This is a genomic window from Roseovarius faecimaris (assembly GCF_009762325.1).
GTDB classification, from domain to species: Bacteria; Pseudomonadota; Alphaproteobacteria; order Rhodobacterales; family Rhodobacteraceae; genus Roseovarius; species Roseovarius faecimaris.
Map to the genome: position 1 here is coordinate 2,183,198 of NZ_CP034348.1, position 23,144 is coordinate 2,206,341.

The window sequence follows — 23,144 nt, forward strand, 5'->3', positions numbered from 1 at the left end:
ATGGTAGGCTTGAGGGGACAAGGTCAAGGGGCCGGGGCAGGTTTTCTGGCGACGGGCGCGGGCCGGGCCTGTCGGGTTTTCGTGGAAATCGCGACGGGAGCGCCCTATATTTCCGGAAAACCGCCGGTAAGCGCGGTGCACAGGAGCAGGGCAATGAGCAGATCATCCGTTTCAGCGGTCCCGCAGGCGCGCATCGAAGAGCTGTGCCGGACCTATGACATCCCGTCCTCCGATGTTCTGGCGCAGCAATGGGTGCTGACGCGTGATTACACGGCGGTGCCCGATGGGCTGATCCGCGCCAAGCTGGGCGACTGGTATTTGTGGCACGGGCCCGACCTGCCGCTGGCGCGAACCTCGCTGAAGACAGGCGGACAGGTGGCGGTGCTGGGCGTGGCGGTGGATGACGAAGGCCAGGTGATCGACGCCAGGCGCCTGCGCAGCCTGGCCCGGGCCGAGGAGGAGCTGCAGGCGCTGATCGACCGGCTGATCCTGTGCGCCGGGCGCTATGTGATCGTGGTGCACACCCCACGGATGACCCGGGTTTACCCGGACGGTTTCGGGTCGCTGGGCGTGGTCTATGACCATACGACGCGGCGGGTGGGGGCCACGGTGAACCTCACGCTGACGCGGGCGCCGCAGTTCAACCGCGCCTATCCGTTGACCGGCAATGCCCTGATCGGGATGGGGCGCTTTGCGTTCGGGCAGACCGAGGACCGGGTGGTCAAGCGCCTGTTGCCCAACCATTTCCTGAATCTGAAGACGTTCAAACCGGTGCGGTTCTGGCCCGGAGAGGACGCGCTGACCGAGCCGACGGCCGCGGAGGAACCAAGGCAGCTTGGCCGGATCACGGCCCGGCTGGAGCAGGTGATCGCCGCCCTGGTGCGCCACGCGCCCGGGCAGGTGCATCTACCGGTGTCGGGCGGGCTGGACAGTCGGCTGCTGCTGGCCTGTGCAAAGCCGCACCTGCCGGAAATGCGCCTGTTCAGCCATACCGAGAACGTGATGAGCCGGACCGATCTGGCCATCGCAGGGCAACTGGCGGGCGCGCTGGAGGCGCCGCTTGACGAGATCGACCCGGCCGGACAGGCAGAACACAGGCTCGATGAGGCCCGGCGCGCGCGTCTGGCCCGTACTCATCAGATCATAACCGGAGCGATGGCCCCGCCCTCCTCCACGCTGCTCGATGTGCTCTATGCGCATCCGCCCGGCGGGCTGATCCTGCGCGGCAACGGCGCGGATTTCCTCAAGGCGGTGCTGTGGCGGCGCGGGGTGCGGGAGTATTCCGATGGGCGCGCCCATGAGACCGATATGGGCATTCGCATGATGATGCTGGGGGACGGGGCGCTTTCAGGCAGCCCCGAGATCCGGTCCGCCTATGAAGCGTGGTTCGCCACCCTGCCCGCCGCGGCGCAGGCCCGCCCCTATGACCTGATGTTCGCCGAGCAGTTCCTGGCGCATGGGTTCGGCAACCTGCTCTACAGCTTTACCAACAATTTCTATATCTGCCCGTTCAATGACCGCCGGCTGCTGGGCTGGGCCGCGGCGCTGCCACCCGACAAGCGGGCCGAACTGCGCTATCACCTGGAGCTGATGAACGCCCACGCGCCCGAGCTTGCGGGCATTGGCTATACCCGCAAGGCTGTGAACGCTCAGATCGCGCGGCTGAACACCGAAACCTGCCCGGTGGCGCGAGTGGCTTAGAAATAGCCAACCTCTCCGCCCGGCTCGGCGGAGGTCTTGAGCAGGTTGAACGCGTAGTCCGAGACCGAGCGGAAACAGACGACCTGAACGCTGGTATCGGTCGGCATCCAGAAGGCGGCGGGCACCTGCGCCATGCGCGAGCGGCGGAAATCGCCCGGCCCGAAGGCCGCCGCCGACATGTCCACCGGCGAGATCTTGGCCATCACCTCGCGCACCCCTGCCCCGTCAAGGTGGAACATGGCGCGCGCGTCGGACACGTTCACGGCAAGGAAATGCGTACCGGCCAGCGCCTCGTGCAGCTCGGTCAGTTTGGCATCGACCTCGGCGTAAGGCACGAAGAGCAACAGCTCGTCCGGGCTCATCCAGGCCACGCCGCTTTCGCCCTCATGCGCGATTTTGCGCTGTGCGGGCACGGCCTGACCGGTGGCGGCCTTCACGGCCTTCTTGAGCTTGGCGTCCGACAGATCGCCCCGCAGGGTGATCATGCCTTGCAGGCCCATCGCGCGGAGGCTGACGAAGCCTTCGTATTTCGCGCCGTTCAGCGGTGCCACTGCTTCAGACATTCTGTTTCTCCCCGTCCTTGTCGTAGAAGACCTGATCGACGATTTTTGCTTTGACCACGGTGCCGTCCACCTTGGGGAAGTCGATCACCTCGCCCATGCGGTCCGGCCCGTTATGCACCAGCCCCATCGCGATGCCGCGCTTGAGGGTGGGCGAGTAGTAGGTCGAGGTCACACGGCCCTGGGTGTTGCGCTGACCGTTTTCGTTGGTGCCCTCGGCCACGGCATAGGCGCCTTCCGGCAGGACCGAGCCGTCCACCGTTTCCAGCCCCACCAGCTTCCAGCGGTTGGGATCGGCCATATGGGTGCGTTCCTGCGCGCGTTTGCCCAGGTAATCCTCTTTCTTCTTCGAGATCGCCCACTGCATGTTCAGATCCTGCGGGATCACCGTGCCGTCGGTTTCGTCCCCGATCATGATGAAGCCCTTTTCGGCACGCATCACGTGCAGGCCCTCGGTGCCATAGGTGGTGACATCGTATTTGGCCCCCACCGCCAGCAGATCATCCCAGAGCGCCCGGCCATAGGAGGCAGGCACCGCGATCTCATAGCTGAGTTCCCCCGAGAAGGAGATGCGGTAGGCCCGCGCCGGAATGCCATCGCCCAGCGTGATCTCCTTGAAGCTCATGAAGGGCAGTGCCTCGCCCGAGATGTCGTCCTTGGTCAGCGCCTCCAGCGCCTCACGCGCCTTGGGGCCGACCACGGCGATCTGGGCGTATTGCTCGGTCACGTTGGCGGTATAAACCTTCCAGTCCCACCATTCGCATTGCAGCCAGTCTTCCATATGGCCATGGATGCTTTCGGCCCCGCCGGTGGTGGTGTGGCAGAGGAACGTGTCCTCATCCAGCCGCACCACAACGCCGTCGTCGATGAGAAAGCCGTTTTCGCCGCACATCAGGCCATAGCGGCATTTGCCGGGGGCCAGAGTGCTCATCATGTTGGTGTAGAGCATGTCGAGGAACTTGCCCGCATCCGGGCCCTTGACGATGATCTTGCCCAGGGTCGAGGCATCCAGCAGGGCCAGCGATTTGCGGGTTGTGTCGATCTCGCGGATCACGGCGTCTTTCACGCTCTCGCCCTCTTGCGTGTAGCAATAGGGCCGCCGCCAGGCGCCCACGGGCTCGAACACAGCACCGTTTTCCTCGTGCCAGTCATGCAGCACGGTCTTGCGGATCGGCTGGAAGATCGGCCCACGCGCCTCACCCGCGATGGCCGACATTGAAATCGGCGTATAGGGCGGGCGGAAGGTGGTGGTGCCGGTCTGCGGGATCGGCTGGTTTAGCGCGTCCGACAGGATCGCGAGCCCGTTGATATTGCTGAGCTTGCCCTGATCGGTGGCCATGCCGAGCGTGGTGTAACGCTTGGCATGCTCGACGCTTTCATAGCCTTCGCGTGCGGCCAGCTGCACATCCGACACTTTCACGTCGTTCTGATAATCCAGCCACGCTTTCATGCGCTTCTTATTGCCCGCCCCTTGCGGCATCAGCCAGATCGGCTGAATCGCGGCCTCGGCGACGGTGTGGCCTTCGGGGGCCGCGGACTTCTTCGGCTTCATGCCAGCAGCCTTGGCAGCGGCTTGGCCAGCGGCATGGGCATCGGTCAGAACCGCACCCAGACCGAGGTGGCCATTGGCGATGCCTGCGGGGATCACGAAAGCTTCCCCGGCGTCACCTGTCGGTGCTTTATCCACATCCGGGCGGAAACACGCCTGTGCCTCGTCCCAGATCAGCTTGCCGCCGCAATGCGACCAAAGGTGCACGACCGGCGACCAGCCACCCGACATGGCCACGGCGTCACAGGCGATTTCCTCCAGTACAGCGCCTTCGCCGGCCTGGCTGCAAATCTGCACACCGGTCACGCGCTTGCCGCCCTTCACCCCGGCGATGCCGTGGCCCATGACCACGCGCAGCCCCAGCGCCTTGGCTTCGGCCATCAGCGCGCTGTCCTCGGGCAGGACCCGGGCGTCGATGATCGCGGGAACGTCAAGCCCTTGTTGTTTCAGCACAATCGCGGTGCGATAGGCGTCATCATTGTTGGTCACAACCACCGTGCGATCGCCGCAGGAGACGCCGAAATTGACCACGTAATCGCGAATGGCAGAGGCCAGCATCACACCCGGCACGTCATTCCCGGCAAAGCTGAGCGGGCGTTCGATGGCACCCGTTGCGGTGATCGTCTGCTTGGCGCGGATGCGCCAAAGGCGGTGGCGCGGGCCTTTCGCATCGGGTTGATGATCGTTCACCCGCTCATAGCCCAGCACATAGCCGTGGTCGTAAACGCCTGCGCCCATGCACCGGCTGCGCAGGGTCACGTTTGGCATTTCCTGAAGTTCGCTCAGGATTTTCTGAACAAACTTATCCACAGGCTCGCCGTCCACTTCGCCACCATCCACCATGGCGCGACCGCCCCAGTCGGAGGTCTGCTCGATCACAAGCACCTTGGCGCCAGCCTCGCCCGCGGCCTTGGCGGCCTGAAGCCCGGCCACGCCGCCGCCGATCACCAGAACATCGACGAAGGCATAGAAATGCTCATACCGGTCCTGATCGCGGTCGCGGGGGGCTTTGCCCAGGCCCGCGGATTGACGGATGAAGGGTTCATACACATGCTTCCAGAACGGGCGCGGATGGATGAACATCTTGTAGTAGAAACCCGCGGGCAGGAAGCGGCCCAGATGCTTGTTGATGCCGCCCACGTCAAACTCAAGGCTGGGCCAGTGGTTCTGCGAGGTGCAGGTCAGCCCGTCATAAAGCTCGGTCGTGGTGGCGCGCTGGTTCGGCTCAAAGCGCGAGCCCTCGCCCATGTTGAAAAGCGCGTTCGGCTCTTCGGCCCCCGACGCCACGATGCCGCGCGGGCGGTGGTATTTGAAGGACCGGCCCACGAGCATCTGGTCATTGGCCAGAAGGGCGGAAGCGAGCGTGTCGCCCTCGCGGCCCTGCAGGCGCTTGCCGTTGAAGGTGAAATGAACGGTTTTGCTGCGGTCGATCAGGCGACCGCCATCGGCCAGACGCGTGCTCATGAAAACTCTCTCCAGCTCCAGCCCGGCACCTTGGCCGAGATTTTGTCCTTGATCTCTTGCGGCGGCTCGGTGGTCTGGGCGCTATAGGTGCCATAGACCTCCATCGTCACGGTGTTCCGCGCGGCCAGAAACCACTTGCCGCAGCCATTGGCATGGCGCCAGCGTTCCAGATGCACGCCTTTGGGGTTCTCTTTCATGAAGAGATAGTCGTGAAACTGGTCATCGGTCGAGCCGGGGCCGAAACGCTTCAGATGCGCCTCGCCGCCAGCGGCAAATTCGGTTTCTTCGCCGCGCACGCCGCAGCAGGGGCAGTCGAGGATCAGCATGAGGTGCCTCCGGTGATTTGAGCGCCAAGAAAATGCACATTTTCTTGGCAAAATTCTGCGCAGAATTTTGGCGCGCCCATGGCTGACGACACGCCAAAGGCGGACGCCGAACGACGCCCGCCTTGCAGGTTTTCCACGAGGATCTGGTTAGTCGACGAGCGTGCCGGTTTGCGGCAGCGCTGCATTTTCATCGGGCACGGCGACAGGCTCCGCCCCTGCCCCGCCGGGATGCGGCACGGTTGTGGCCATGTTGCCGAACGCCCCGATGAGGACGAGCAGACCAAGCCCCGCGATGGCCGCGAGAACCCAGAAGAGGCCCGAGCCGGAGCCGCTGCCAGCGAGGTGGTTCGGCGGGTAGGACCGCGATTGATGGAAGTCGGACATGAGGGATACTCCTTTCTGAGGTGCAGAAAGGATGAGGCTTCAGCCCCCGCCCGTGAAGACTGAGCGGAAATCCCCCGGCGATCTGAGCCGATCCCTGCGCGTTCTGCGGATCGCCCTGCGCCGGTTTCCGCCAAGAGCGGAATTTGAGGAAAATGGCAGGGACGCATCAGTGCGCCACCCCCGCGGCGACGCTTTCGTCGATGAAGCGGCCTTCCTTGAAGCGGTCGAGGCTGAACGCGTCGCAGAGCGGCGAATGCCCCTTGGCCATCAGTTCGGCAAAGCCCCAGCCCGAGCCGGGGATCGCCTTGAACCCGCCGGTGCCCCAGCCGGAGTTGATGAAGATGTTCTCCACCGGTGTTTTGCTGAGGATCGGAGAGCGGTCGCCGGTCACGTCCACGATCCCGCCCCATTGGCGCAGCATCTTGAGGCGGGCGACCATCGGGAAGGTCTCGATCAGGGCGCGCACGGTTTCCTCGATATGGTGGAAGCTGCCGCGCTGCGTAAAGGCGTTATGCCCGTCGGTGCCGCCGCCGATGACCATCTCACCCTTGTCGGACTGGCTCATGTAGCCATGCACCGTGTTGGCCATGACGACGCAATCCATGCAGGGCTTGATCGGCTCGGAGACAAGCGCCTGAAGCGGCACGCTCTCGATCGGCAGACGGAAGCCCGCCATGCCCGCCACGTCGCCCGAATGGCCCGCAACGACGATGCCCAGCTTGTCGCAGTCGATATCGCCCTTGGAGGTGGTGACACCCACAACCTTGCCGCCTTCGTTGCGAATGCCCGTCACTTCGCATTTCTGGATCACATGCATGCCCATGTCGGAGCACGCCCGCGCATAGCCCCAGGCCACCGCATCGTGCCGCGCGGTACCGCCGCGCGCCTGCCAGAGCCCGCCGAGGACCGGGTAACGCGGGCCTTCGAGGTTGATGATCGGCACGATTTCCTTGACCCGCGCGGGGCTGATAAACTCGGTCTTCACGCCTTGCAAAGCATTGGCATGCGCGGTGCGCTTGTAGCCGCGCACCTCATGTTCGGTCTGGGCCAGCATGATCACGCCACGGGGGCTGAACATCACGTTATAGTTCAGGTCCTGGCTCATCGTCTCGTAAAGGCTGCGCGCCTTTTCATAGATCGCCGCCGAAGGATCCTGCAGGTAGTTGGAACGGATGATCGTGGTGTTCCGGCCGGTGTTGCCGCCGCCAAGCCAGCCTTTTTCCAGGATCGCCACGTTTTTGATGCCGTGGTTCTTGCCCAGGTAATAGGCGGTGGCCAGGCCATGCCCGCCGGCGCCGATGATGATGGCGTCGTATTTTTTCTTCGGCTCGGGCGAGGCCCAGGCGCGCTCCCAGCCGGTGTGATAGCGGGCGGCTTCTCGGGCGATGGCAAAGGCGGAATAACGTCTCATGGCGCTCTCGGAATAATGGCGTGGAATCGCAGGGCGTTCGCGATGCTCTCATATGCGCCGGATTGGCCGGAAAGAGGACATGATGCGCGGCAAAAAACGCACAGATTGCGACATTAGTGACAACGCGCCCCCTGCCCCGTGCAGATGTGCTGCTTTGTCCCTTTTTTCCGGCGCATGGCAGGGCTAGATGAGGGGGACGGACGTAAGGAAGACGACATGATTTTCTGGCTCATCATTCTGGTCATGGGGCTCTGTGTGGCGGCGGTGATCGCGCGCGCGGTCCTGACGGGGCGCACCGGGGCGATCACGCCCGCGGCCTATGATTTGCAGGTGTATCGCGACCAGCTCAAGGAGGTGGAGCGCGATCTGGCGCGCGGGGTGCTGACGCCGGAGGAGGCCGAGCGCCTCAAGGTCGAGGTGTCGCGGCGTATTCTGGCAGCCGACGCCCAGGCCCGCGAGGGTGGCGAGAGCGGCGGGCAACCGCAGGCCGTCAGTCAGGTGCTTGCCGGTCTGCTGGTGCTCGTGCTGATCGGTGGGGCTGGATTTGTCTATTCCCAGATCGGCGGTGTGGTCGCGACCGAGAGCTTCCCCGAGCCCTATCGCGACCTGCCGATCGAAGCGCGCCTGGCCCGCTCGGAAGAGCTGCGCGCGAACCGGCTGAGCCAGGCCGATGCCGTGGCCGAGGCGGCGGACCTGCCCGAACTGCCGCGCCCGGAGATCGATCCCAGTTACCAGGAGCTTATGGAGAAGCTGCGCGACACCGTTGCGGAGCGGCCCGATGATGCCGAAGGGCTGAGCCTGCTGGCGCGCAACGAGGCGCGGATCGGCAATGTGGAGGCGGCGATTGCCGCGCAGGAAAAGCTGCTTGCGCTTCTGGGCGACGAGGCATCCGCCAATGAACACGCGTTTTATGCCGATCAGCTGATCGTCGCGGCGGGCGGGTATGTGTCGCAGGAGGCGCGCGAGGTGTTGCGCACGGCCCTTGAGCGCAATCCGAGAGAGCCCATCGCCCGCTATTACCTGGCGCAATATTTCCTGCAGGTGGACCGGCCCGATGCGGCCTTCCGCACGATGGAGGCGCTGTTGAATGACAGCACGCCCGATGCGCCCTGGCTGCCGCTGCTGCGCCGTCAGATCGAGGATGTGGCCTGGCGCGCGGGGGTCGAATATCAACTGCCGCCCACCGCGGAAATGCCCGGCCCCGATGCCGCCGCCATGGCCGCCGCCGAAGATATGACCGCAGAGGACCGTCAGGCGATGATCGAAGGCATGGTCGCGCAGCTGTCGTACCGGCTGGCCACCGAAGGCGGGACAGCGCAGGAATGGGCCCGGCTCATCCGCGCGCTGGCTGTGATCGGCAAGGCCGAGCAGGCAGAGGCGATCTGGCAGGAGGCCGAGACGATCTTTGGCGGGCGTGAAGAGGAACTGGCGCTGATCCGGGCCGCCGCCGCCGATGCAGGGCTGGGCGAGTGACATTCGACGACATCGAAGGCTTTGCCGCCGCCCTGCCCCCGACGGGCGCCCTGATGGGGCTGGACCTGGGGGACAAGACCATCGGCGTGGCAGTTTCGGACGGGTTGCGCGGTGTCGCCTCGCCGTTCGAGACGATCCGGCGGCGCAAATTCGGGCTTGATGCCGCGCGGCTGATGGAGATCACGGGCGAGCGCGCGGTCGTGGGCCTGGTGCTGGGGCTGCCGCGCAACATGGATGGCTCGGAAGGCCCGCGGTGTCAGTCCACCCGCGCTTTCGCGCGCAATCTGGAGCGACTGACAGACCTGCCCATCGGCTTCTGGGACGAGCGTTTGTCCACCGTGGCCGCCGAGCGCGCGCTTCTGGAGGCGGATGCGTCCCGAAAACGTCGCGCCGAGGTTATCGACAATATCGCCGCCTCCTATATCCTTCAGGGTGTACTGGACCGCCTGCGACATATGAAAGATGCGCTATGAATGATGAAACCGTCTGGCAACGGGCCGAAATCGAAAGCCCCTGCGTGCGCATTTGCGTGGTCCATCCCGAGGCGCGGATCTGCACCGGCTGTTACCGGAGCATCGATGAGATCGGGCGCTGGTCGAAGATGAGCCCGGACGAGCGGCGCGAGATCATGGCCGCCCTGCCCGACCGGGCCTCGATGCTGCGCAAGCGGCGTGGCGGACGCGCGGCGCGGATGGCGCGCGGGCAGCAGTAGCGGGGTCTTTCGTCGCCCCTGTCAGGGCGCCTCAAGCCAGTCGCGCGTGCCGGGTGCACATTCCGGACGAAAATAGGCGATCATGCGTCCGGCCGGTTCGGCCTCGGCCCCCTGCCCCCAGGGGGCCACACCATGCAGCGTGTGACGGTGAATGAGCGTGGCCTCGCCGGGGCGGGCGGGCAGTTCGATCCTCGCGCAGGTATCGAACACCTCGCGGCGGGCCTCCTGATAGCGGGCGGTCAGGTCCGTGTCGGCCCAGGCGCTTTCGGGCAGGTCAGCCAGCACCTCATGAAACAGCGCGCGCATGATATGGTGCGAGCCGTCCCAGACCACCAGCGGGCTCGCGTCAGCGCTGGCCTCGGTCAGCGGCAGGCCAAGGATGTAGGCATGCCGTTCTTTCAGCATGCGTTCCCGGTTGGGCCCGGCGGGCAGGAGCCCGTCCACATGCGCCGCATCCCGTTTCAGCCGATAGCCAAAGGCCGCCTCGCCTTCGCCGGTGCGCGGCTTGGGGTAGCCCGGATAGATGATCGAGACCTGCGCGCGGTGCAGGGCCAGGGCGCCATAGAGCGCCGTGGCCGCCGCATAGGCCGAACCGGTCAGAGGGCCGGATCCCGCCACGGCCCCGGCGGCATCATTTTCCAGAGCATCGACACCGACAAACCAGGTGCCCTCGCATTGCAGCCATTCGGCGCGCTGCGCCGGGTCGCGCGCGGCCGCTTCGGCCACGGGGCGCGCGGCCCTGACCCATTCCGTGACAGCAGGCTCAACCGGCCAATGCGCCCAGCCCCGCTCGAGCAGCGCCGCTACCATCCCAGCGCCTTGCGCAGCATGTTGAGCGCCACCAGCGTCAGGAACACGGCAAAAACCCGTTTGAGCGGTTTGGGGTCCATCGAATGCGCAAGCTTCACCCCCCAGGGCGCGGTGATCAGCGTCATGGCGATGACCACGCCGAACGCCACCAGGTTGACCGCCCCGAAAGTGAGCGGCGGGCGGGTCGCCGGGTCAACCGTCAGAAACAGGAAGCCGATGACCGACGGCACGGCGATGACCACGCCAAAGCCCGCCGCCGTGGCCACGGCGCGGTGGATGGGGGTGTTGTAAAGGCTCATCAGCGGCACCCCGAAAGAGCCGCCGCCAATGCCCATCAGCACGGACATGAAACCGAGGATGGGCGACATGATGATGCGCGTCACACCTGTGGGCATGGCCTGACCCAGCCGCCACTCGGACCGGCCCAGCCCCATGTAAAGCCCGACGATGATGCCCAGGATGCCAAACACGGCCTGCAGGGCGGTGGAGCTGAGATTGGAGGCGACACTGACGCCGATCACGGCCCCGATGGCAATGCCGGGCGCCCAGGCGCGCAGAATGTCCCAGTCGACTGCTCCGCGTTTGTTATGGCTCAGGACCGAACGCACTGAGGTGACGATGATCGTGGCCAGAGAGGTGGCCAGACAGACTTGCATTAGCTGCGGACCGTCATAGCCAAGTGTCTGGAACGCATAGAAAAACGCAGGGACCAGTACAATGCCTCCCCCCACGCCCAACAGGCCCGCCAGCACCCCGGCAAAGCCGCCGATGACCATGAGAAGGATCAGCATCTGGATCAGAAGCATCGTGTCGGGCATTGGCGTCCCCCTTTGTGTCGCCTTGGCTTACACCGCCAATGCGCGAAGGAAAAGAGAGGCCGTAGGGTGCGTGTTTACACGCACCGATGGTCAGGCACTGGCCGGTACCTGCCCCACCTGATCCAAGGCCGACAGCACCAGCTCGGGTCCGGCCCCGGGTTTCGTGGCCCCCTCCGACAGCACACGCCGCCAGCCGCGCGCGCCCGGGCGCCCCGCAAAGAGGCCAAGCATATGGCGGCTGATCTGGTGCAGCCGCCCGCCCGAGGCCAGATGCGCCTCGATATAGGGCAGCATGGCGTGGACGGCCTCCTCCGGCGCGGTGAGAGGCGATGTCCCCCCGAAGATCCGTGCATCGGCCTCCAGCAGAAGGTCTGCCGGTTGATGATAGGCCGCACGCCCGATCATCACCCCGTCAAGACCGCGATCGAGAAAATCCGCGGCCTGTTCCAGGCTGTCGATGCCGCCATTCACCGACAGGTGCAAGCCCGGAAACAGCGCCTTCATCTGGTGGACAAGCGCATAGTCGAGCGGTGGAATTTCCCTGTTTTCCTTGGGGCTTAACCCCTGAAGCCAGGCTTTGCGCGCATGGATGATGAAACGGTCGATACCAGCGGCTGAAACCTTGGCCAGAAACTCGGGCAGCACCTCTTCGGGCGTCTGATCATCCACCCCGATCCGGCATTTCACCGTCACCTCGATCGGCACCGCCTCGGCCATGGCGGCACAGCAATCGGCCACAAGGCCCGGCTCTTTCATCAGAACCGCGCCGAACGTGCCCGATTGCACCCGGTCCGAGGGGCATCCGACATTGAGGTTGATCTCGTCATAGCCCGCCTCAAACCCGAGCCGCGCGGCCTGGGCCAGTTCCTCGGGATCCGAACCGCCGAGCTGGAGCGCGACCGGGTGCTCGGCCTCGGAAAACTCCAGCAGATGCACGGCCCCGCCCCGGACCAGCGCAGGTGCTGTGACCATCTCGGTATAAAGCAGGGTCTGGCGCGTCAGCAGCCGATGCAGATAGCGGCAATGCCGGTCCGTCCAGTCCATCATCGGGGCCACAGACAATTTAGCGTGTTGATTTATCTTCATTTCTTAACTTCAAACTTTTGGCTTTGGGCCCTGCTACGCTGGACTACGCGCCGACATCCCCGAATTTGCCCCTCAACGACGACCCGTCGCACACATAGCGCACATCAAAATGGCCTCCTCCCCTCCGGTGCCTACCGGGACCCGATCAGACGAAAGGGCCGCGACGCGAGCGAAACGGTCCTTCACCGCGACGGCGCCCAATGCCGGGCCCGCCGGGGCTGGCGCAGAACACGTTAGCCGTCTTCGGCCTTCAGACCTTTGGCGACCTCATCGACCTTCATATAGACGATATGTGCGAGGTAGGGAAACCGCCGCCTCGCGCGGGTCTTTCCCGTCCGGGACCCTTGCGGCTGAGTGATCCGGGTGTCAGAGGGAAGCCCTCCCGGCCCGTGACGGGTTTGGAGGTCGGCAGAGACGCTCCCTTCGACCCTGCCCCGCGCAGCAACAGGCTTTCGGCGTTCCTTGGACTGCGACGGGTTCACGCCGCTTGGTTCCTGCAAATGCGTGTTTCTGGCGCTTGATTTTGATCATTTCCAAAACTTGGCTTGGCCACTAATGTCATGCAAGGGAGGAGAAACTTGATCAAGAACCATGCCGATCGCGTTTTCGAGAGCGTGCGGAGCTCAACCGCTGCCGCCCGATCCGCGGTTGCGGCCTCGTGGCGGCGCAGTTTCGATCGGTACGGACTTGACCCGTCACAACGGCAAGAGCCGCGGGCGGTCGACGAGAGCACCCTTCTGCGGCAAAAGGAAGCCGCAGGCCACCTGATGCATCTGGCAGAGCCGCGTCTGGATGAACTATACGGCATGATCGCCCATTGCGGTGCGGCCGTCTTCCTGACGGACAGGGATGGGGTGGTGCTTTCGGGCCGCGCCCGCCCCGGTGATCAGGGCGCCTTCCGCGAGTGGGGGCTCGAAGCAGGCCGCGACTGGAGCGAGGCGGCGCAAGGCACGAACGGGATCGGCACTTGCCTTGCGGAACGACGGGCCCTCATCATCCACCGGGACGAGCACTTCATGGCGCATAACACGGGTATGAGCTGTATCGATGCGCCCGTCTTCGGGGCCGACGGTGCACTTGTGGCAGCATTGGACGTCTCGTCGGCACGGGCTGACCAGACCGAAAGCCTGAACCAGTTGATCGCCGCCATGGTCACCCGCCTCTCAATCCAGCTCGAAACTGACCTCTTCCGCGCGGAATTCAGCAATCGTCGTATTCTCATGACGGGCGAAGAGACCTCGGGGGCGCATCTTCTGGCCGTTGATTCCGATGACATCGTGGTTGGCGCCAGCCGCGCCGCACGGCAGGCCTTCGGGATTGTGCGGGAAGGCGCGTTCGACAAAAGACCGCTTCGCGATCTGACGGGCGAAGCGTCCGTAGGTCTGCAGGGCGCGGAACGCAGCGCGGTTCTTCGTGCCATCACGCGGGCTGGCGGCAACCTCTCCGAAGCGGCGCGAGAGTTGGGAATTGGCCGCGCCACGCTCTATCGCCGGATGAAACGGCTGGGGATCAGCGAAAGATAAGCGAACCTGTCTCAGGATTGAGACAGGTCGACCTCCTGCCCGGTTTCGGGCCACTGACAGACCCGTTTCCCCTTGTCATCTCTGTCCATGTCGCGGCCAGGAGGCCCGCGCATAGACGAAGATCCAGGAGGAGGATTCACATGAACGAAATGACCCAGATCGCGACCGGTTACACGTCGCCTTTCAAACCGCGCTACGACAATTTCACCGGCGGTCAGCCCGTGGCCCCCGTCAATGGACGGTATTTCGACAACATCACACCGATCAGCGGTGAAAAGGTTTGCGAAGTTGCCCGCTCGGACGCGGCCGATATCGAGTTGGCACTGGATGCCGCCCACGCCGCCAAGGACGCCTGGGGCAAGACCTCGGCTGCGGAACGCTCCAACATCCTGCTGAAGATCGCCGACCGGATCGAGGAAAACCTTGAACTGATCGCCACCGCCGAGACCTGGGACAACGGCAAACCCATCCGCGAAACGATGGCCGCCGATATCCCGCTTTCGGTCGACCATTTCAGGTATTTTGCCGGTGTCCTGCGCGCGCAGGAAGGCAATATGTCCGAGATCGACCATGACACGGTCGCCTATCACTTCCACGAGCCGCTTGGCGTCGTGGGCCAGATCATTCCGTGGAACTTCTCGGTTCTCATGGCCGCGTGGAAACTGGCCCCTGCCCTTGCCGCCGGCAACTGCATCGTGCTCAAACCTGCCGAGCAGACCCCGGCCGCGATCATGGTCCTGATCGAGACCATCGCCGATCTGCTCCCGGCTGGCGTGCTGAACGTGGTCAACGGATACGGTGCCGAGGTGGGCGCGCCTCTGGCCTCCAGCCCGCGCATCGCCAAGATCGCCTTTACCGGCTCCACCGAGACCGGCCGCAAGATCATGCAGGCTGCAACCGAGAACCTGATCCCCGTCACGCTGGAGCTGGGCGGCAAGTCCCCCAACATTTTCTTCAGCGACGTGATGGCCGAAGATGACGCCTTCCTCGACAAGGCGGTCGAGGGCTTCGTCCTCTTCGCCTTCAACCAGGGCGAGGTTTGCACCTGTCCGTCCCGTGCGCTGATCCAGGAGGACATCTATGAGGAGTTCATCACCCGCGCCATCGCCCGCGTCGAGGCGATCACACGGGGCGATCCGCGCGACATGAACACCATGGTCGGTGCGCAGGCCAGCCGCGAACAGCAGGACAAGATCCTGTCCTACCTGACCATCGGGGTGGAAGAAGGCGCCGAGGTCCTGACCGGCGGCAGTGCCGAGACAATCGAGGGTCTTGAGAACGGCTTTTACATCAAGCCGACCATCCTCAAGGGCCACAACAAGATGCGTGTCTTCCAGGAGGAAATCTTCGGGCCTGTCGTCTCTGTGACGACCTTCAAGGACGAGGCCGAGGCGCTCGCGATTGCCAATGACACGATGTACGGCCTCGGAGCGGGTGTGTGGTCTCGCGATGCGAACCGCTGCTACCGCTTTGGCCGCGCCATCGAGGCCGGGCGGGTTTGGGTCAACAACTACCACGCCTATCCTGCCCACGCAGCCTTCGGCGGCTACAAGCAGTCCGGCATCGGGCGCGAAACCCACAAGATGATGCTGGACCATTACCAGCAGACCAAGAACATCCTGATGAGCTACAACCCCAACAAGCTGGGGTTCTTCTAAGCCTCACCAGGTACAGAGCCAATGATTGGGCCTGCCACTGCATGTGGCAGGCCTTTTCGCGTGCGCCATGAACGTCTTATTGCCGCGAAGACGAACGACCAGTTCCGATGGAAAGGGCCTAATCCATCTTCGACGTCCAAAGCAACACTCGAAATGTCCATAAGGTCGCCTGAAAACAAGCTGTCGAAACAAGGGCAGCGATTGCGTACGACACGTCGCAAATCATTGATATAAATCATTAATAACAGACACCCACCATCGCGGCGACGGACAGGCGCACCAACCGGCGCAGGGCCGCGTTCGAGGATGGGAACCTAGGTCACAAGCGCCGTTTTCAGCCGCCGAAAATCAGTGACTTGAGCGTTGGATTCTTTGCTCCGGGGCCGGTTTGACGAAAGATCACCTGAAGGCCGGTGCTGTCGCCCTCCTCGTCCTCGCGATGAACCACCTGGCGCGGGATTCGGATCTGCACGGGTTTGCCCTGATCCTGTGGCGACCAGGGGCGTGCGGTGCGGATGCAGCTTGCCTCCTGGCCCGTGTAGGGCGCGTTCGGGGCCACTTTGCGCATGAAGCCGAGGTCGCGATGCAGGACGGCGCCATCGACATAGGCCGAGCCTGTGCGCACCACATTGCCCGATTTACCCTTCGAAAAGATCGCCTGGCGTTCGCTTTCTGCCCAGACACCGCAGAGGCCGGTCATCCCGTCGACCTCCCGCAACTCGGCGGCGATATCGATCCCTCCACCGGTGGAATAGGTGCCGCCATCGAGGGTTGGATTTTCAAGCTTCATCATCATGACCTGCTCGGCCGGTGTGCAGGCGGTCAATGCGGCGATGCCGATAAGCGCAAGGCTGAAACGTGTCATGTCAGACCCTCTTTTGCTGGTGGTTTCCCCGAATCTAGGCCTTCGCGCCAGCTTTGCAAAGCCACAGTCGCGTTACGAGCCGCCCCCGGCATAGGCCGCGGTGTCATCGAGCAATTCAGGGTACCATTTCTCAAGCGCAGGCAGGAAGCCCTCGCGCAGACGGCCCACTTGCGCAGGCGTCAGATCCTCGCGCCAGACGCCCGCCTGCCCTTTCGCGAAGAAGCTGGTCATGCCTTTCGGCTTCTCGAAAAAGCCGTGCTTTTCTTCCTGCTTTTTCATCGCGGCAAAGCTGGTATCCTTGATCGCCTTGGCAAGCTTGGGGCTGTCCATCGGAACTTTCAGGAAATCACCCAGAAGCTTACGCATTGTTTTTGCTGGCTTTTCCAGAAGGTCCTCGTAGCGCACCACATGCAGTGGAAGCCCCGGCGCGCTGGTCCAGGCATGCACGTGATCGTCCCAGCGGCCCAGCACGTCATAGATGCCGCTTTCCGTTCCCATGATCGTCTCAGGGTTCAGCATCCGGTCAATCGCGGTATCCACATCCGCAGATTGATGCCGCGCGAAACTGGGCGCGAGGTCAAACGGATTGCGCAGGATATAGATCGCCGCCGACGTGACCTGGGGCGGGATGAGCTCCACATCGAAAAGTGTGATCGGCTGGCAGTGCGTTTTGACGAAATGGTGATTGGGTTTCGACCCGGCAATGAGCCGGACCACCTTGGCCCGCGCCTGCGCCCATTCCTGCAAGCTGTTGGCCCTGAATGGCCCGCCGACGGCGGCGTTGTAGATATCCTGCCGGGTATCGCCCGTCGTGAACGCGCGCAAATTGTTGATATCAGGCGCTTTTCCAGGGGGCATCAGGTAATGCGCCAAAAGGCTGCGCATCCAGGTATTGCCGGATTTCGGATAAGAGGCGAGCCAGATGATGCGTTGTAAATTGCTCATGCGTCGAGATATCCGTAGCGTTTCATCGTGGCGCGGTGGTCTTTTTTGATCTGCTCCGCCAGTTCGGGGGCAAGCTCGGACTTCCATGATCCGGCCTTGCCTGAGGTGAAGAAGCTTTCGGCCGCGGCGGATTTTTCGATGAAACCGTGCTTTTTCTCCTGCTTCTTCACTTCCTTGAAACTGGCGTGCTTGATCGCCCGTTTCAGGCGCTCCTCATCCACCGGAATCCCGATGTGGTTGAGAACATTTGCGAAATTCTCCTCCGGTTCGGCCAGAAGATCCTCGTAACGGATGGTAAGCTGCGGGTAAGAGGCGCGCGCGGTCCAGGAATTCACATGTTCGGACCACGAACCAAGGAAGGTTGCCACTGCCATCGCATCCCCGCTGGTGGCGTTGTCGGAATGGCCGATCGCATGAACCGCCTGCTCGACGCTCAGGTCATGGTGCCGTGCATAGGACAGCACCATGTCGAGCGGATTGCGCAGAATATAGATGGACGAGCGGGTGTATTGCTCGGGGATCAACTGCACACCAAAGGCGTCGCGGCGGATATTGTGGGTTTTGACGAAATTCACGTCGGCATTATTAGCGACGATCCCGCGCAGCACCTTGTCGCGCAGGGTGAGGATTTGGGCCGGATCGTTCACATCGATCTGGCGGCCGGCCACCATGTGATAGGTCTTGGCAATCGTATCGCCCATACCGAAGCGATGCACCTGATTGATCGGCATCGGCTCTTTGGTGTTCATAAGGTAGTTGGCCAGAAAAATCCGCATCCAGGTGTTGCCAGACTTCGGATAGGAGGCCAGCCAGATGATGCTCTTCTTCATGTCGACGTGGTCCCGGGCCATAAAAAATGGGGCTTTGCGCCCCCTTTTAAATAGAAACGGCGGAAGGACAAGCCCCCCGCCGCTCTAATACTTGAGTTTCTAAGATTAGAAGCTCAGGTTGATCGCGGTACCAACTGCGAAGCCTTCGACTTCGAGCGTACCCGACACACCGTTTTCAGCCATAACGGCATACACGTCCCAATCAACACCCGGGCCGAGGTCACGGCTGGCGCCGACTTTGTACGCGGTGTAATCGGAGGTCACGCCGGGAGCCACAGTCGTCTCACCTTGGTAGGTGAGCGCTTCGAAGGCCCAGGGACCAGCGGCGTCGTAGGTCATGCCGAAGCTCCAACCTTCTTGGTCGCCAACACCGTTGGCAGCGCCGTTGTCGTTTTCAGCATACGAACCACCGATGGTGAAGCCGCCGAAGCCAACAGTTGCGCCAATGCCCCAGGTTTCCGGGTCGCTGGCAGGGTTGCCTGCTGCGTAGCTACCGGTACCGTAGCGGGCACCGATGTTCACGTCAGCATTGCCGAAGGACTGGCTGTAGTTGACGCCGATGTCCATCACGTCCGACAGGAAGATGCCGTTGGTGTCCAGGCCGAGGCCGTAGTTGTTGCCAGCGTTGGTCACACCGTCACGGGCGTACGAAACACCGATGGTCAGGCCATTGAAGGACGGGGTGTAGTAGCTGATACGACGCACGTCGTTGTTACCGGCAACCTCAGTGTAGGACGAGATTGCGGCTTGACGGAATGCGAAGGGCAGAGCGCCCGAAGCCGACAGAGCGATGAAGGTCGAGATCGACGGCGAGTTGATCCACATCGACGTCACGGTCGGTGCGCCAACCATCGACTTGTAACCAGCCGAGTTTTCAGCACCGATGTCCAGACGACCGAAGGTGTCCGACGAGATCGACATATACGATTCGTCGATGTTCAGGCCGTTCTGGCCTTCGAACTGGATGTTCACACCAAAGGTCAGGCCGTTGTCCAGCGTGATCGACGGGGTGAAAATGATTTCAGCCGTTTGGTGCAGTTCCAGACCGGACCAGTCAAAGCCGGGTGCGGTCGCGCCGCCGACTTTCAGGTCGCCGTCAATGAATGCGACGTGCTGGCTCATGAAGCCGCCCCAGTCCAGGTTCCAGTCCTGAGCCGAAGCAGGCGCAGCAGCGGCGACGCCGAGAGCGATAGCGCTGGTGCAGAGAAGTTGCTTTTTCAAGGGTTATCCCTCCTAATAGCAGGAAAGTTTCATGTACCGCCGCCCCCAAGTCGGGCACGGCTTGGGAATGGAATGCGGCAAATGCCCCCTCAGAGTCAACGAAAGCCCCCATGGACGCCGTCATGTTGCGGGCGTTGTGTTGTTAAAACCACACTCAAACCGCCCGCCGCAAAGAGCTTTCTGTCAAAAGCCCTTATTTTATTGGAATCGCCATAACTTTCGCCCGGGATTGCCGGGGTGGCGAGCTTGCCGTTTTGCGGATGATTTCCGGGATTATGCCGCGGTCTGCGCATGGGTTGTGTGGCAATTCCGACTCACTTTGCGCCAGGCGGCCGGATGGCACACACGATTCTCAGGAATGTGCGCCGCTCAGCCGTCCGGATGCAGCCCGAGAAGGGCCCGGGCCTGTGCTGGCGTGGCGACGGGCCGCTCATATTTGGCGCAGAGATCGGCCGCGCGGGCCACAAGCGCCGCATTGGAGGGGGCCAGATGCGCCTTGTCGAGGCGGACATTGTCTTCGAGTCCGGTACGCGTATGCCCGCCGGCGGCGATCGCCCATTCATTAACGACGATCTGGTTCGGCCCGATCCCGGCGGCGCACCATTCGGCATGCGGGGCGCGCTCGCGCATGATCCGAACATAGAAGTCAAACACGTCCTTGTCGGCGGGCATGGCGTTTTTCACGCCCATCACGAACTGGATATAGAGTTTGCCATAAAGCACCCCTGCCCCATGCAAACGGATCGCCTGAAGGATATGGCTGAGATCGAACGCCTCGATCTCGGGGGTGACTTCATATGTACGCATCTCCGAGGCCAGCCAGTCGATCAGGTCCGGCGGGTTCTCGTAAACGCGGGTGGGGAAGTTGTTGGACCCCACCGACAGCGAGGCCATATCAGGCCGCAGCGGCAGCATCCCGCCCCGCGCGGCCCCGGCACCTGAACGCCCGCCGGTCGAGAACTGGACGATCATGCCCGGGCAGTGCATGCGGATCCCTTCGCCCAGCCGGGCAAAGCGATCGGGATCCGAAGACGGCGTGCCGTCGTCATTACGCACATGGCAATGCGCAATGGCGGCCCCGGCCTCAAAGGCGGCATGGGTGCTCTCGATCTGCTCGGTCACAGTGATCGGAACGGCGGGATTATCGGCCTTGGTGGGCACAGAGCCGGTGATGGCCACACAGAGGATGCAGGGTTTGGTCATGGCAACATCTTAGTGCGAAGCGCATCGCAGGCCAATGCTCTTCGCGCCTTGACATGCGCGCCTCGCAAGGTCGGGCAAAAGACCGCAGGCGCGGAGCTTACAACTGCCCCGCCTCTTCCAGCACCTTGCGGGCCGAGCGGAAACATTCGATCCCCTGCGGCACGCCGCAATAGATCGCCACCACATGCACGATGGCGCGAATCTCCTCGACGCTGCACCCGTTGGTCAGCGCGCCTTTGCAGTGGATCTCCCATTCATGCATCTTGCCCAGCGCGCCCAGCATGGCGAGGTTCATCATCGAACGGGTCTTGGGTTCGATCACGTCATCGCCCCAGCCAAAGCCCCAGCACCAGGCGGTCATCGCCTCCTGAAAGGGCCGGGTGAAGTCGTCCGCTGCAGCCAGGTTCTTTTCCACATATTCCGCGCCCAGGGTGCCCTTGCGCTGCTCCAGACCCTTGAGAAACAGGTCTTCGTCAAAGAGGCTCATGTTTTTGTCCTTTCTTCATATGTCGATGGGCCGCAGCGCATAGAGGTCATCCGCCGCGGTCAGGATTTTATCGTGATCATGCAAGAGGTTCCGCCAGTTTTCCGGAATGCCCTCATAGCCGTAAATGCGCCCCGCGATCTGCCCGGTGACCGCGCCCACCGTATCGGCATCGCCGCCCAGATTGACCGCCGCCAGCAGGATATCGCGGAAATTGTCGCCCTGGGTCATGGCCCAGAAGGCCGCGTGCAGCGTGTGCACCACATAGCCTGACGCCTCCTCGGGCGGCTCCTCCGGGCGGGGCAGCAGGCCAGTGTCGCCGGTGACAAGGAACTGCGCCAGGTTGGCCGCCGCCCGCATGCAGAGCGGGCTGGCATGGGTCAGCCGGCTGGAGAGCTGCGCTGCCGATTGCGCCGATTGCACATTCGCCCCATAGGCCAGCACCACGGGGGCCAGCCGCATGATCCCGCCATTGCCCGACTTCTCGTTCTCCGTCGGGCCGGAATAGGGATTGCCGGTTTGCAGATAGGCATCGAGTGCCGCGCTCGTCTGATTGCCGATATCGAAACAGACACCCGTCGAGCTGAGATAGCCGAAGTCGCGCCAATTGACGAAGCGGCGCATGGCATCATCGGCGTCCCAGCCATTGGCCGAACGCAGCATTTGCGCCAGGCAGAGCGCCATGGAGGTGTCATCGGTCCATTGCCCGGGTCTGAGCCCGAAGGGGCCGCCACCGACCATATCGTCAATCGGGCGCACCGCCTCACGCGGGACTAACTCCAGCGTCGTGCCCAGCGCGTCGCCCACTGCAAGCCCGATGAGCATCCCGCGCGCCTGATCAAGGGTGAAGGGTTTCTGCATCAATCGGCCTCCGGAAGGGTCTCGCGGAACTTGCCGGCCTTGGCCCGTGCGCAGGTGCCCTCCTCTTGCGCGGCATCGCCGGCATCCAATGCGTCGATCCGCAGACCGCGATGGGCAAAGACAGGCTGTCCCGCCGACGCAAGCCCGCGCAGACGCGCGGCCACGCTATGCTTCTTGGCCACCTGGTGCGGCTGGAAATCGTCATAATCACGCGGCGAATGCGCGCGGCCCAGAACCAGATCGCCCGCCGCCACGGCGCTCTCCAGCAGCGCCTGACCGGCCGGGCTGCGGGTAATGACACCGTTAAAGCCCTCATCCTCACCCATGGGTGCACCGCCGGGCCAGATATCGGCCGCAGCGATATCCGCCGCCTCGCCAATCGCATCGGGGCAGATCTTGCAGCGGCTCTGGATGCGCCAGCCCGCCTCATCGGCCCACATATCGAGATAGGTCTTTTCGAACGCCTCGCCCGATCGGGTCTCGATCCGGGTCGGCCCCGGATTGCCGTGGCCGCGATAGCGGAACAGGGTCACCTCCTCTTCGCGCAGCCCCAGCTCCTCTAGCACGGCCTGCGATTTGCCCAGATCCGACGCGCCACCACAGACCATGACCAGCACCGCCACCATGAGCCGGTCAAGCCGCGGGTCCGCCTTGGCCCGCGCGCGTAACGCATTGGCGTCACAGGGTTTTGCGATCACGGCAAAGGGTTCATTCCGGGCCAGCGCCGCCTCGATCCCGGCCAGCGTGTCCGACGGGCCATACCGGGACCCGGCCCGGTCGAGAACCTGTTCGGGCGTTTCACTGATCTGCCAGCGGCTGCGCATGGGGCGCTCGGGATCGGCCCCGCAATGCAGGATGAACCGTGCTTGCCCGGAGCGCAGCAGATGCACACCCAACGCCGTCAGCACCCCGCCCGTCGCGGCGCGATAGCGGATATCGGCATCGCCTGCCCAGGCCTCGCCCATATGGGTGAAGCTGCCCCAGACCGGATCGCTTTGGGTGCCGCGCGGCTCGGCTTCGACCACAGCGCCGGGACAAGCCGCCAGGATCATGGCATCGGCGTCGTGGTTCTCGGCTGTGAGAGGCGCGGGGCGCAGACGGCCCTCATCGGTCATGCGCATCGCCCATCGTTCGGGGGCCAGCGCCGCGCAGAGACCGCACCCGATACAAAGCCCGTTTTCGACCACCGCGCGAAGAGTAACAGGGGGAGTGGCCTCGCTGATCATGGGCGGTTGTCCTTTTTGCTCATGGCCGGATCAT

The 23,144-nt window shown here is 63.5% G+C and carries 22 protein-coding genes; 6 read left to right on the top strand and 16 right to left on the bottom strand.

The window, feature by feature from the left end; translation table 11 throughout:
• The first annotated feature begins 153 nt into the window (after positions 1–153).
• Positions 154–1,701, top strand: a complete 1,548-nt coding sequence (locus EI983_RS11160; RefSeq protein WP_157707470.1) for a hypothetical protein — start codon at positions 154–156, stop codon at positions 1,699–1,701.
• On the opposite strand, the gene EI983_RS11165 is transcribed toward EI983_RS11160, so the two are convergent.
• The 5 genes from EI983_RS11165 to EI983_RS11185 form a co-directional block, all read right to left on the bottom strand.
• Positions 1,698–2,264, bottom strand: a complete 567-nt coding sequence (locus tag EI983_RS11165; protein WP_157707471.1) for a sarcosine oxidase subunit gamma — start codon at positions 2,262–2,264, stop codon at positions 1,698–1,700. The genes EI983_RS11160 and EI983_RS11165 overlap by 4 nt on opposite strands.
• Positions 2,257–5,274, bottom strand: a complete 3,018-nt coding sequence (locus EI983_RS11170) for a sarcosine oxidase subunit alpha family protein (RefSeq protein ID WP_157707472.1) — start codon at positions 5,272–5,274, stop codon at positions 2,257–2,259. The genes EI983_RS11165 and EI983_RS11170 overlap by 8 nt, the downstream gene beginning before the upstream one ends.
• Positions 5,271–5,600, bottom strand: coding sequence for a sarcosine oxidase subunit delta (locus tag EI983_RS11175; protein ID WP_157707473.1), 330 nt, complete (start codon positions 5,598–5,600; stop codon positions 5,271–5,273). Before EI983_RS11175 ends, EI983_RS11170 begins: the two co-directional genes overlap by 4 nt.
• A 147-nt stretch (positions 5,601–5,747) precedes the next feature.
• Entirely contained in the window at positions 5,748–5,984 is a 237-nt protein-coding gene (locus EI983_RS11180; protein ID WP_157707474.1) for a hypothetical protein, read from the bottom strand.
• Between the two features lie 166 nt (positions 5,985–6,150).
• Positions 6,151–7,395 (bottom strand): sarcosine oxidase subunit beta family protein, encoded by a 1,245-nt coding sequence (locus tag EI983_RS11185; RefSeq protein WP_157707475.1) that lies wholly within the window; start codon positions 7,393–7,395, stop codon positions 6,151–6,153.
• Between the two features lie 216 nt (positions 7,396–7,611).
• Between EI983_RS11185 and ccmI the strand changes: the two genes are divergently transcribed.
• From ccmI to EI983_RS11200, 3 genes are read left to right on the top strand one after another with little or no spacing between them, the layout of a single operon-like run.
• Positions 7,612–8,868, top strand: coding sequence for a c-type cytochrome biogenesis protein CcmI (ccmI, locus tag EI983_RS11190; protein WP_157707476.1), 1,257 nt, complete (start codon positions 7,612–7,614; stop codon positions 8,866–8,868).
• Positions 8,869–8,921: 53 nt separating this feature from the next.
• Positions 8,922–9,341, top strand: coding sequence for a Holliday junction resolvase RuvX (ruvX, locus tag EI983_RS11195; RefSeq protein ID WP_217626489.1), 420 nt, complete (start codon positions 8,922–8,924; stop codon positions 9,339–9,341).
• Positions 9,338–9,580: a DUF1289 domain-containing protein gene (locus EI983_RS11200; RefSeq protein WP_157707478.1), complete on the top strand. Its 243-nt coding sequence runs from the start codon at positions 9,338–9,340 to the stop codon at positions 9,578–9,580. Before ruvX ends, EI983_RS11200 begins: the two co-directional genes overlap by 4 nt.
• Before the next feature lie 21 nt (positions 9,581–9,601).
• Here the strand turns inward: EI983_RS11200 and EI983_RS11205 are convergent, their stop codons facing one another.
• The 3 genes from EI983_RS11205 to dusA form a co-directional block, all read right to left on the bottom strand.
• Entirely contained in the window at positions 9,602–10,390 is a 789-nt protein-coding gene (locus EI983_RS11205) for a phytanoyl-CoA dioxygenase family protein (RefSeq protein ID WP_157707479.1), read from the bottom strand.
• On the bottom strand, positions 10,384–11,208 hold the full coding sequence (locus EI983_RS11210; RefSeq protein ID WP_157707480.1) for a sulfite exporter TauE/SafE family protein: 825 nt from the start codon (positions 11,206–11,208) through the stop codon (positions 10,384–10,386). Before EI983_RS11210 ends, EI983_RS11205 begins: the two co-directional genes overlap by 7 nt.
• Before the next feature lie 90 nt (positions 11,209–11,298).
• Positions 11,299–12,255 carry a tRNA dihydrouridine(20/20a) synthase DusA gene (dusA, locus tag EI983_RS11215; RefSeq protein ID WP_246162126.1) on the bottom strand — a complete coding sequence of 319 codons (957 nt, stop codon included), beginning with the start codon at positions 12,253–12,255 and terminating at the stop codon, positions 11,299–11,301.
• Positions 12,256–12,875: 620 nt separating this feature from the next.
• On the opposite strand from dusA, the gene EI983_RS11220 reads away from it, so the two are divergent.
• Both EI983_RS11220 and adh read left to right on the top strand, forming a co-directional pair.
• Positions 12,876–13,817 (top strand): GAF domain-containing protein, encoded by a 942-nt coding sequence (locus tag EI983_RS11220; protein WP_425500905.1) that lies wholly within the window; start codon positions 12,876–12,878, stop codon positions 13,815–13,817.
• Positions 13,818–13,957: 140 nt separating this feature from the next.
• On the top strand, positions 13,958–15,475 hold the full coding sequence (adh, locus tag EI983_RS11225) for an aldehyde dehydrogenase (RefSeq protein WP_157707483.1): 1,518 nt from the start codon (positions 13,958–13,960) through the stop codon (positions 15,473–15,475).
• Between the two features lie 334 nt (positions 15,476–15,809).
• Here adh and EI983_RS11230 read toward each other — a convergent pair whose 3' ends face one another.
• The 8 genes from EI983_RS11230 to EI983_RS11270 form a co-directional block, all read right to left on the bottom strand.
• A complete protein-coding gene (locus EI983_RS11230; RefSeq protein ID WP_157707484.1) occupies positions 15,810–16,340 on the bottom strand; it encodes a hypothetical protein in 531 nt (176 codons plus the stop codon).
• A gap of 72 nt (positions 16,341–16,412) precedes the next feature.
• Positions 16,413–17,285 carry a sulfotransferase domain-containing protein gene (locus tag EI983_RS11235; protein WP_157707485.1) on the bottom strand — a complete coding sequence of 291 codons (873 nt, stop codon included), beginning with the start codon at positions 17,283–17,285 and terminating at the stop codon, positions 16,413–16,415.
• Complete coding sequence (locus EI983_RS11240; RefSeq protein ID WP_157707486.1) at positions 17,282–18,115, bottom strand: sulfotransferase domain-containing protein; 834 nt, start codon at positions 18,113–18,115, stop codon at positions 17,282–17,284. The genes EI983_RS11235 and EI983_RS11240 overlap by 4 nt, the downstream gene beginning before the upstream one ends.
• A gap of 105 nt (positions 18,116–18,220) precedes the next feature.
• Positions 18,221–19,336 carry a porin gene (locus EI983_RS11245; RefSeq protein WP_157707487.1) on the bottom strand — a complete coding sequence of 372 codons (1,116 nt, stop codon included), beginning with the start codon at positions 19,334–19,336 and terminating at the stop codon, positions 18,221–18,223.
• Positions 19,337–19,705: 369 nt separating this feature from the next.
• Complete coding sequence (locus EI983_RS11255) at positions 19,706–20,539, bottom strand: 3-oxoadipate:acetyl-CoA acetyltransferase (protein ID WP_157707489.1); 834 nt, start codon at positions 20,537–20,539, stop codon at positions 19,706–19,708.
• A 97-nt stretch (positions 20,540–20,636) separates the two neighbouring features.
• A complete protein-coding gene (locus EI983_RS11260; protein ID WP_157707490.1) occupies positions 20,637–21,026 on the bottom strand; it encodes a carboxymuconolactone decarboxylase family protein in 390 nt (129 codons plus the stop codon).
• Positions 21,027–21,041: 15 nt separating this feature from the next.
• Entirely contained in the window at positions 21,042–21,884 is an 843-nt protein-coding gene (locus tag EI983_RS11265; protein ID WP_157707491.1) for an ADP-ribosylglycohydrolase family protein, read from the bottom strand.
• Positions 21,884–23,110 carry a Coenzyme F420 hydrogenase/dehydrogenase, beta subunit C-terminal domain gene (locus EI983_RS11270; RefSeq protein ID WP_157707492.1) on the bottom strand — a complete coding sequence of 409 codons (1,227 nt, stop codon included), beginning with the start codon at positions 23,108–23,110 and terminating at the stop codon, positions 21,884–21,886. The genes EI983_RS11265 and EI983_RS11270 overlap by 1 nt, the downstream gene beginning before the upstream one ends.
• Positions 23,111–23,144: the final 34 nt, after the last annotated feature.

What these genes read in the sequence shown, in the direction of transcription:
- EI983_RS11160 (WP_157707470.1), top strand. Translation starts at nt 154, where the DNA reads ATGAGCAGATCATCCGTTTCAGCGGTCCCGCAGGCGCGCATCGAAGAG.
- EI983_RS11165 (WP_157707471.1), bottom strand. Translation starts at nt 2,264, where the DNA reads ATGTCTGAAGCAGTGGCACCGCTGAACGGCGCGAAATACGAAGGCTTC.
- EI983_RS11170 (WP_157707472.1), bottom strand. Translation starts at nt 5,274, where the DNA reads ATGAGCACGCGTCTGGCCGATGGCGGTCGCCTGATCGACCGCAGCAAA.
- EI983_RS11175 (WP_157707473.1), bottom strand. Translation starts at nt 5,600, where the DNA reads ATGCTGATCCTCGACTGCCCCTGCTGCGGCGTGCGCGGCGAAGAAACC.
- EI983_RS11180 (WP_157707474.1), bottom strand. Translation starts at nt 5,984, where the DNA reads ATGTCCGACTTCCATCAATCGCGGTCCTACCCGCCGAACCACCTCGCT.
- EI983_RS11185 (WP_157707475.1), bottom strand. Translation starts at nt 7,395, where the DNA reads ATGAGACGTTATTCCGCCTTTGCCATCGCCCGAGAAGCCGCCCGCTAT.
- ccmI (WP_157707476.1), top strand. Translation starts at nt 7,612, where the DNA reads ATGATTTTCTGGCTCATCATTCTGGTCATGGGGCTCTGTGTGGCGGCG.
- ruvX (WP_217626489.1), top strand. Translation starts at nt 8,922, where the DNA reads ATGGGGCTGGACCTGGGGGACAAGACCATCGGCGTGGCAGTTTCGGAC.
- EI983_RS11200 (WP_157707478.1), top strand. Translation starts at nt 9,338, where the DNA reads ATGAATGATGAAACCGTCTGGCAACGGGCCGAAATCGAAAGCCCCTGC.
- EI983_RS11205 (WP_157707479.1), bottom strand. Translation starts at nt 10,390, where the DNA reads ATGGTAGCGGCGCTGCTCGAGCGGGGCTGGGCGCATTGGCCGGTTGAG.
- EI983_RS11210 (WP_157707480.1), bottom strand. Translation starts at nt 11,208, where the DNA reads ATGCCCGACACGATGCTTCTGATCCAGATGCTGATCCTTCTCATGGTC.
- dusA (WP_246162126.1), bottom strand. Translation starts at nt 12,255, where the DNA reads ATGATGGACTGGACGGACCGGCATTGCCGCTATCTGCATCGGCTGCTG.
- adh (WP_157707483.1), top strand. Translation starts at nt 13,958, where the DNA reads ATGAACGAAATGACCCAGATCGCGACCGGTTACACGTCGCCTTTCAAA.
- EI983_RS11230 (WP_157707484.1), bottom strand. Translation starts at nt 16,340, where the DNA reads ATGACACGTTTCAGCCTTGCGCTTATCGGCATCGCCGCATTGACCGCC.
- EI983_RS11235 (WP_157707485.1), bottom strand. Translation starts at nt 17,285, where the DNA reads ATGAGCAATTTACAACGCATCATCTGGCTCGCCTCTTATCCGAAATCC.
- EI983_RS11240 (WP_157707486.1), bottom strand. Translation starts at nt 18,115, where the DNA reads ATGAAGAAGAGCATCATCTGGCTGGCCTCCTATCCGAAGTCTGGCAAC.
- EI983_RS11255 (WP_157707489.1), bottom strand. Translation starts at nt 20,539, where the DNA reads ATGACCAAACCCTGCATCCTCTGTGTGGCCATCACCGGCTCTGTGCCC.
- EI983_RS11260 (WP_157707490.1), bottom strand. Translation starts at nt 21,026, where the DNA reads ATGAGCCTCTTTGACGAAGACCTGTTTCTCAAGGGTCTGGAGCAGCGC.
- EI983_RS11265 (WP_157707491.1), bottom strand. Translation starts at nt 21,884, where the DNA reads ATGCAGAAACCCTTCACCCTTGATCAGGCGCGCGGGATGCTCATCGGG.
- EI983_RS11270 (WP_157707492.1), bottom strand. Translation starts at nt 23,110, where the DNA reads ATGATCAGCGAGGCCACTCCCCCTGTTACTCTTCGCGCGGTGGTCGAA.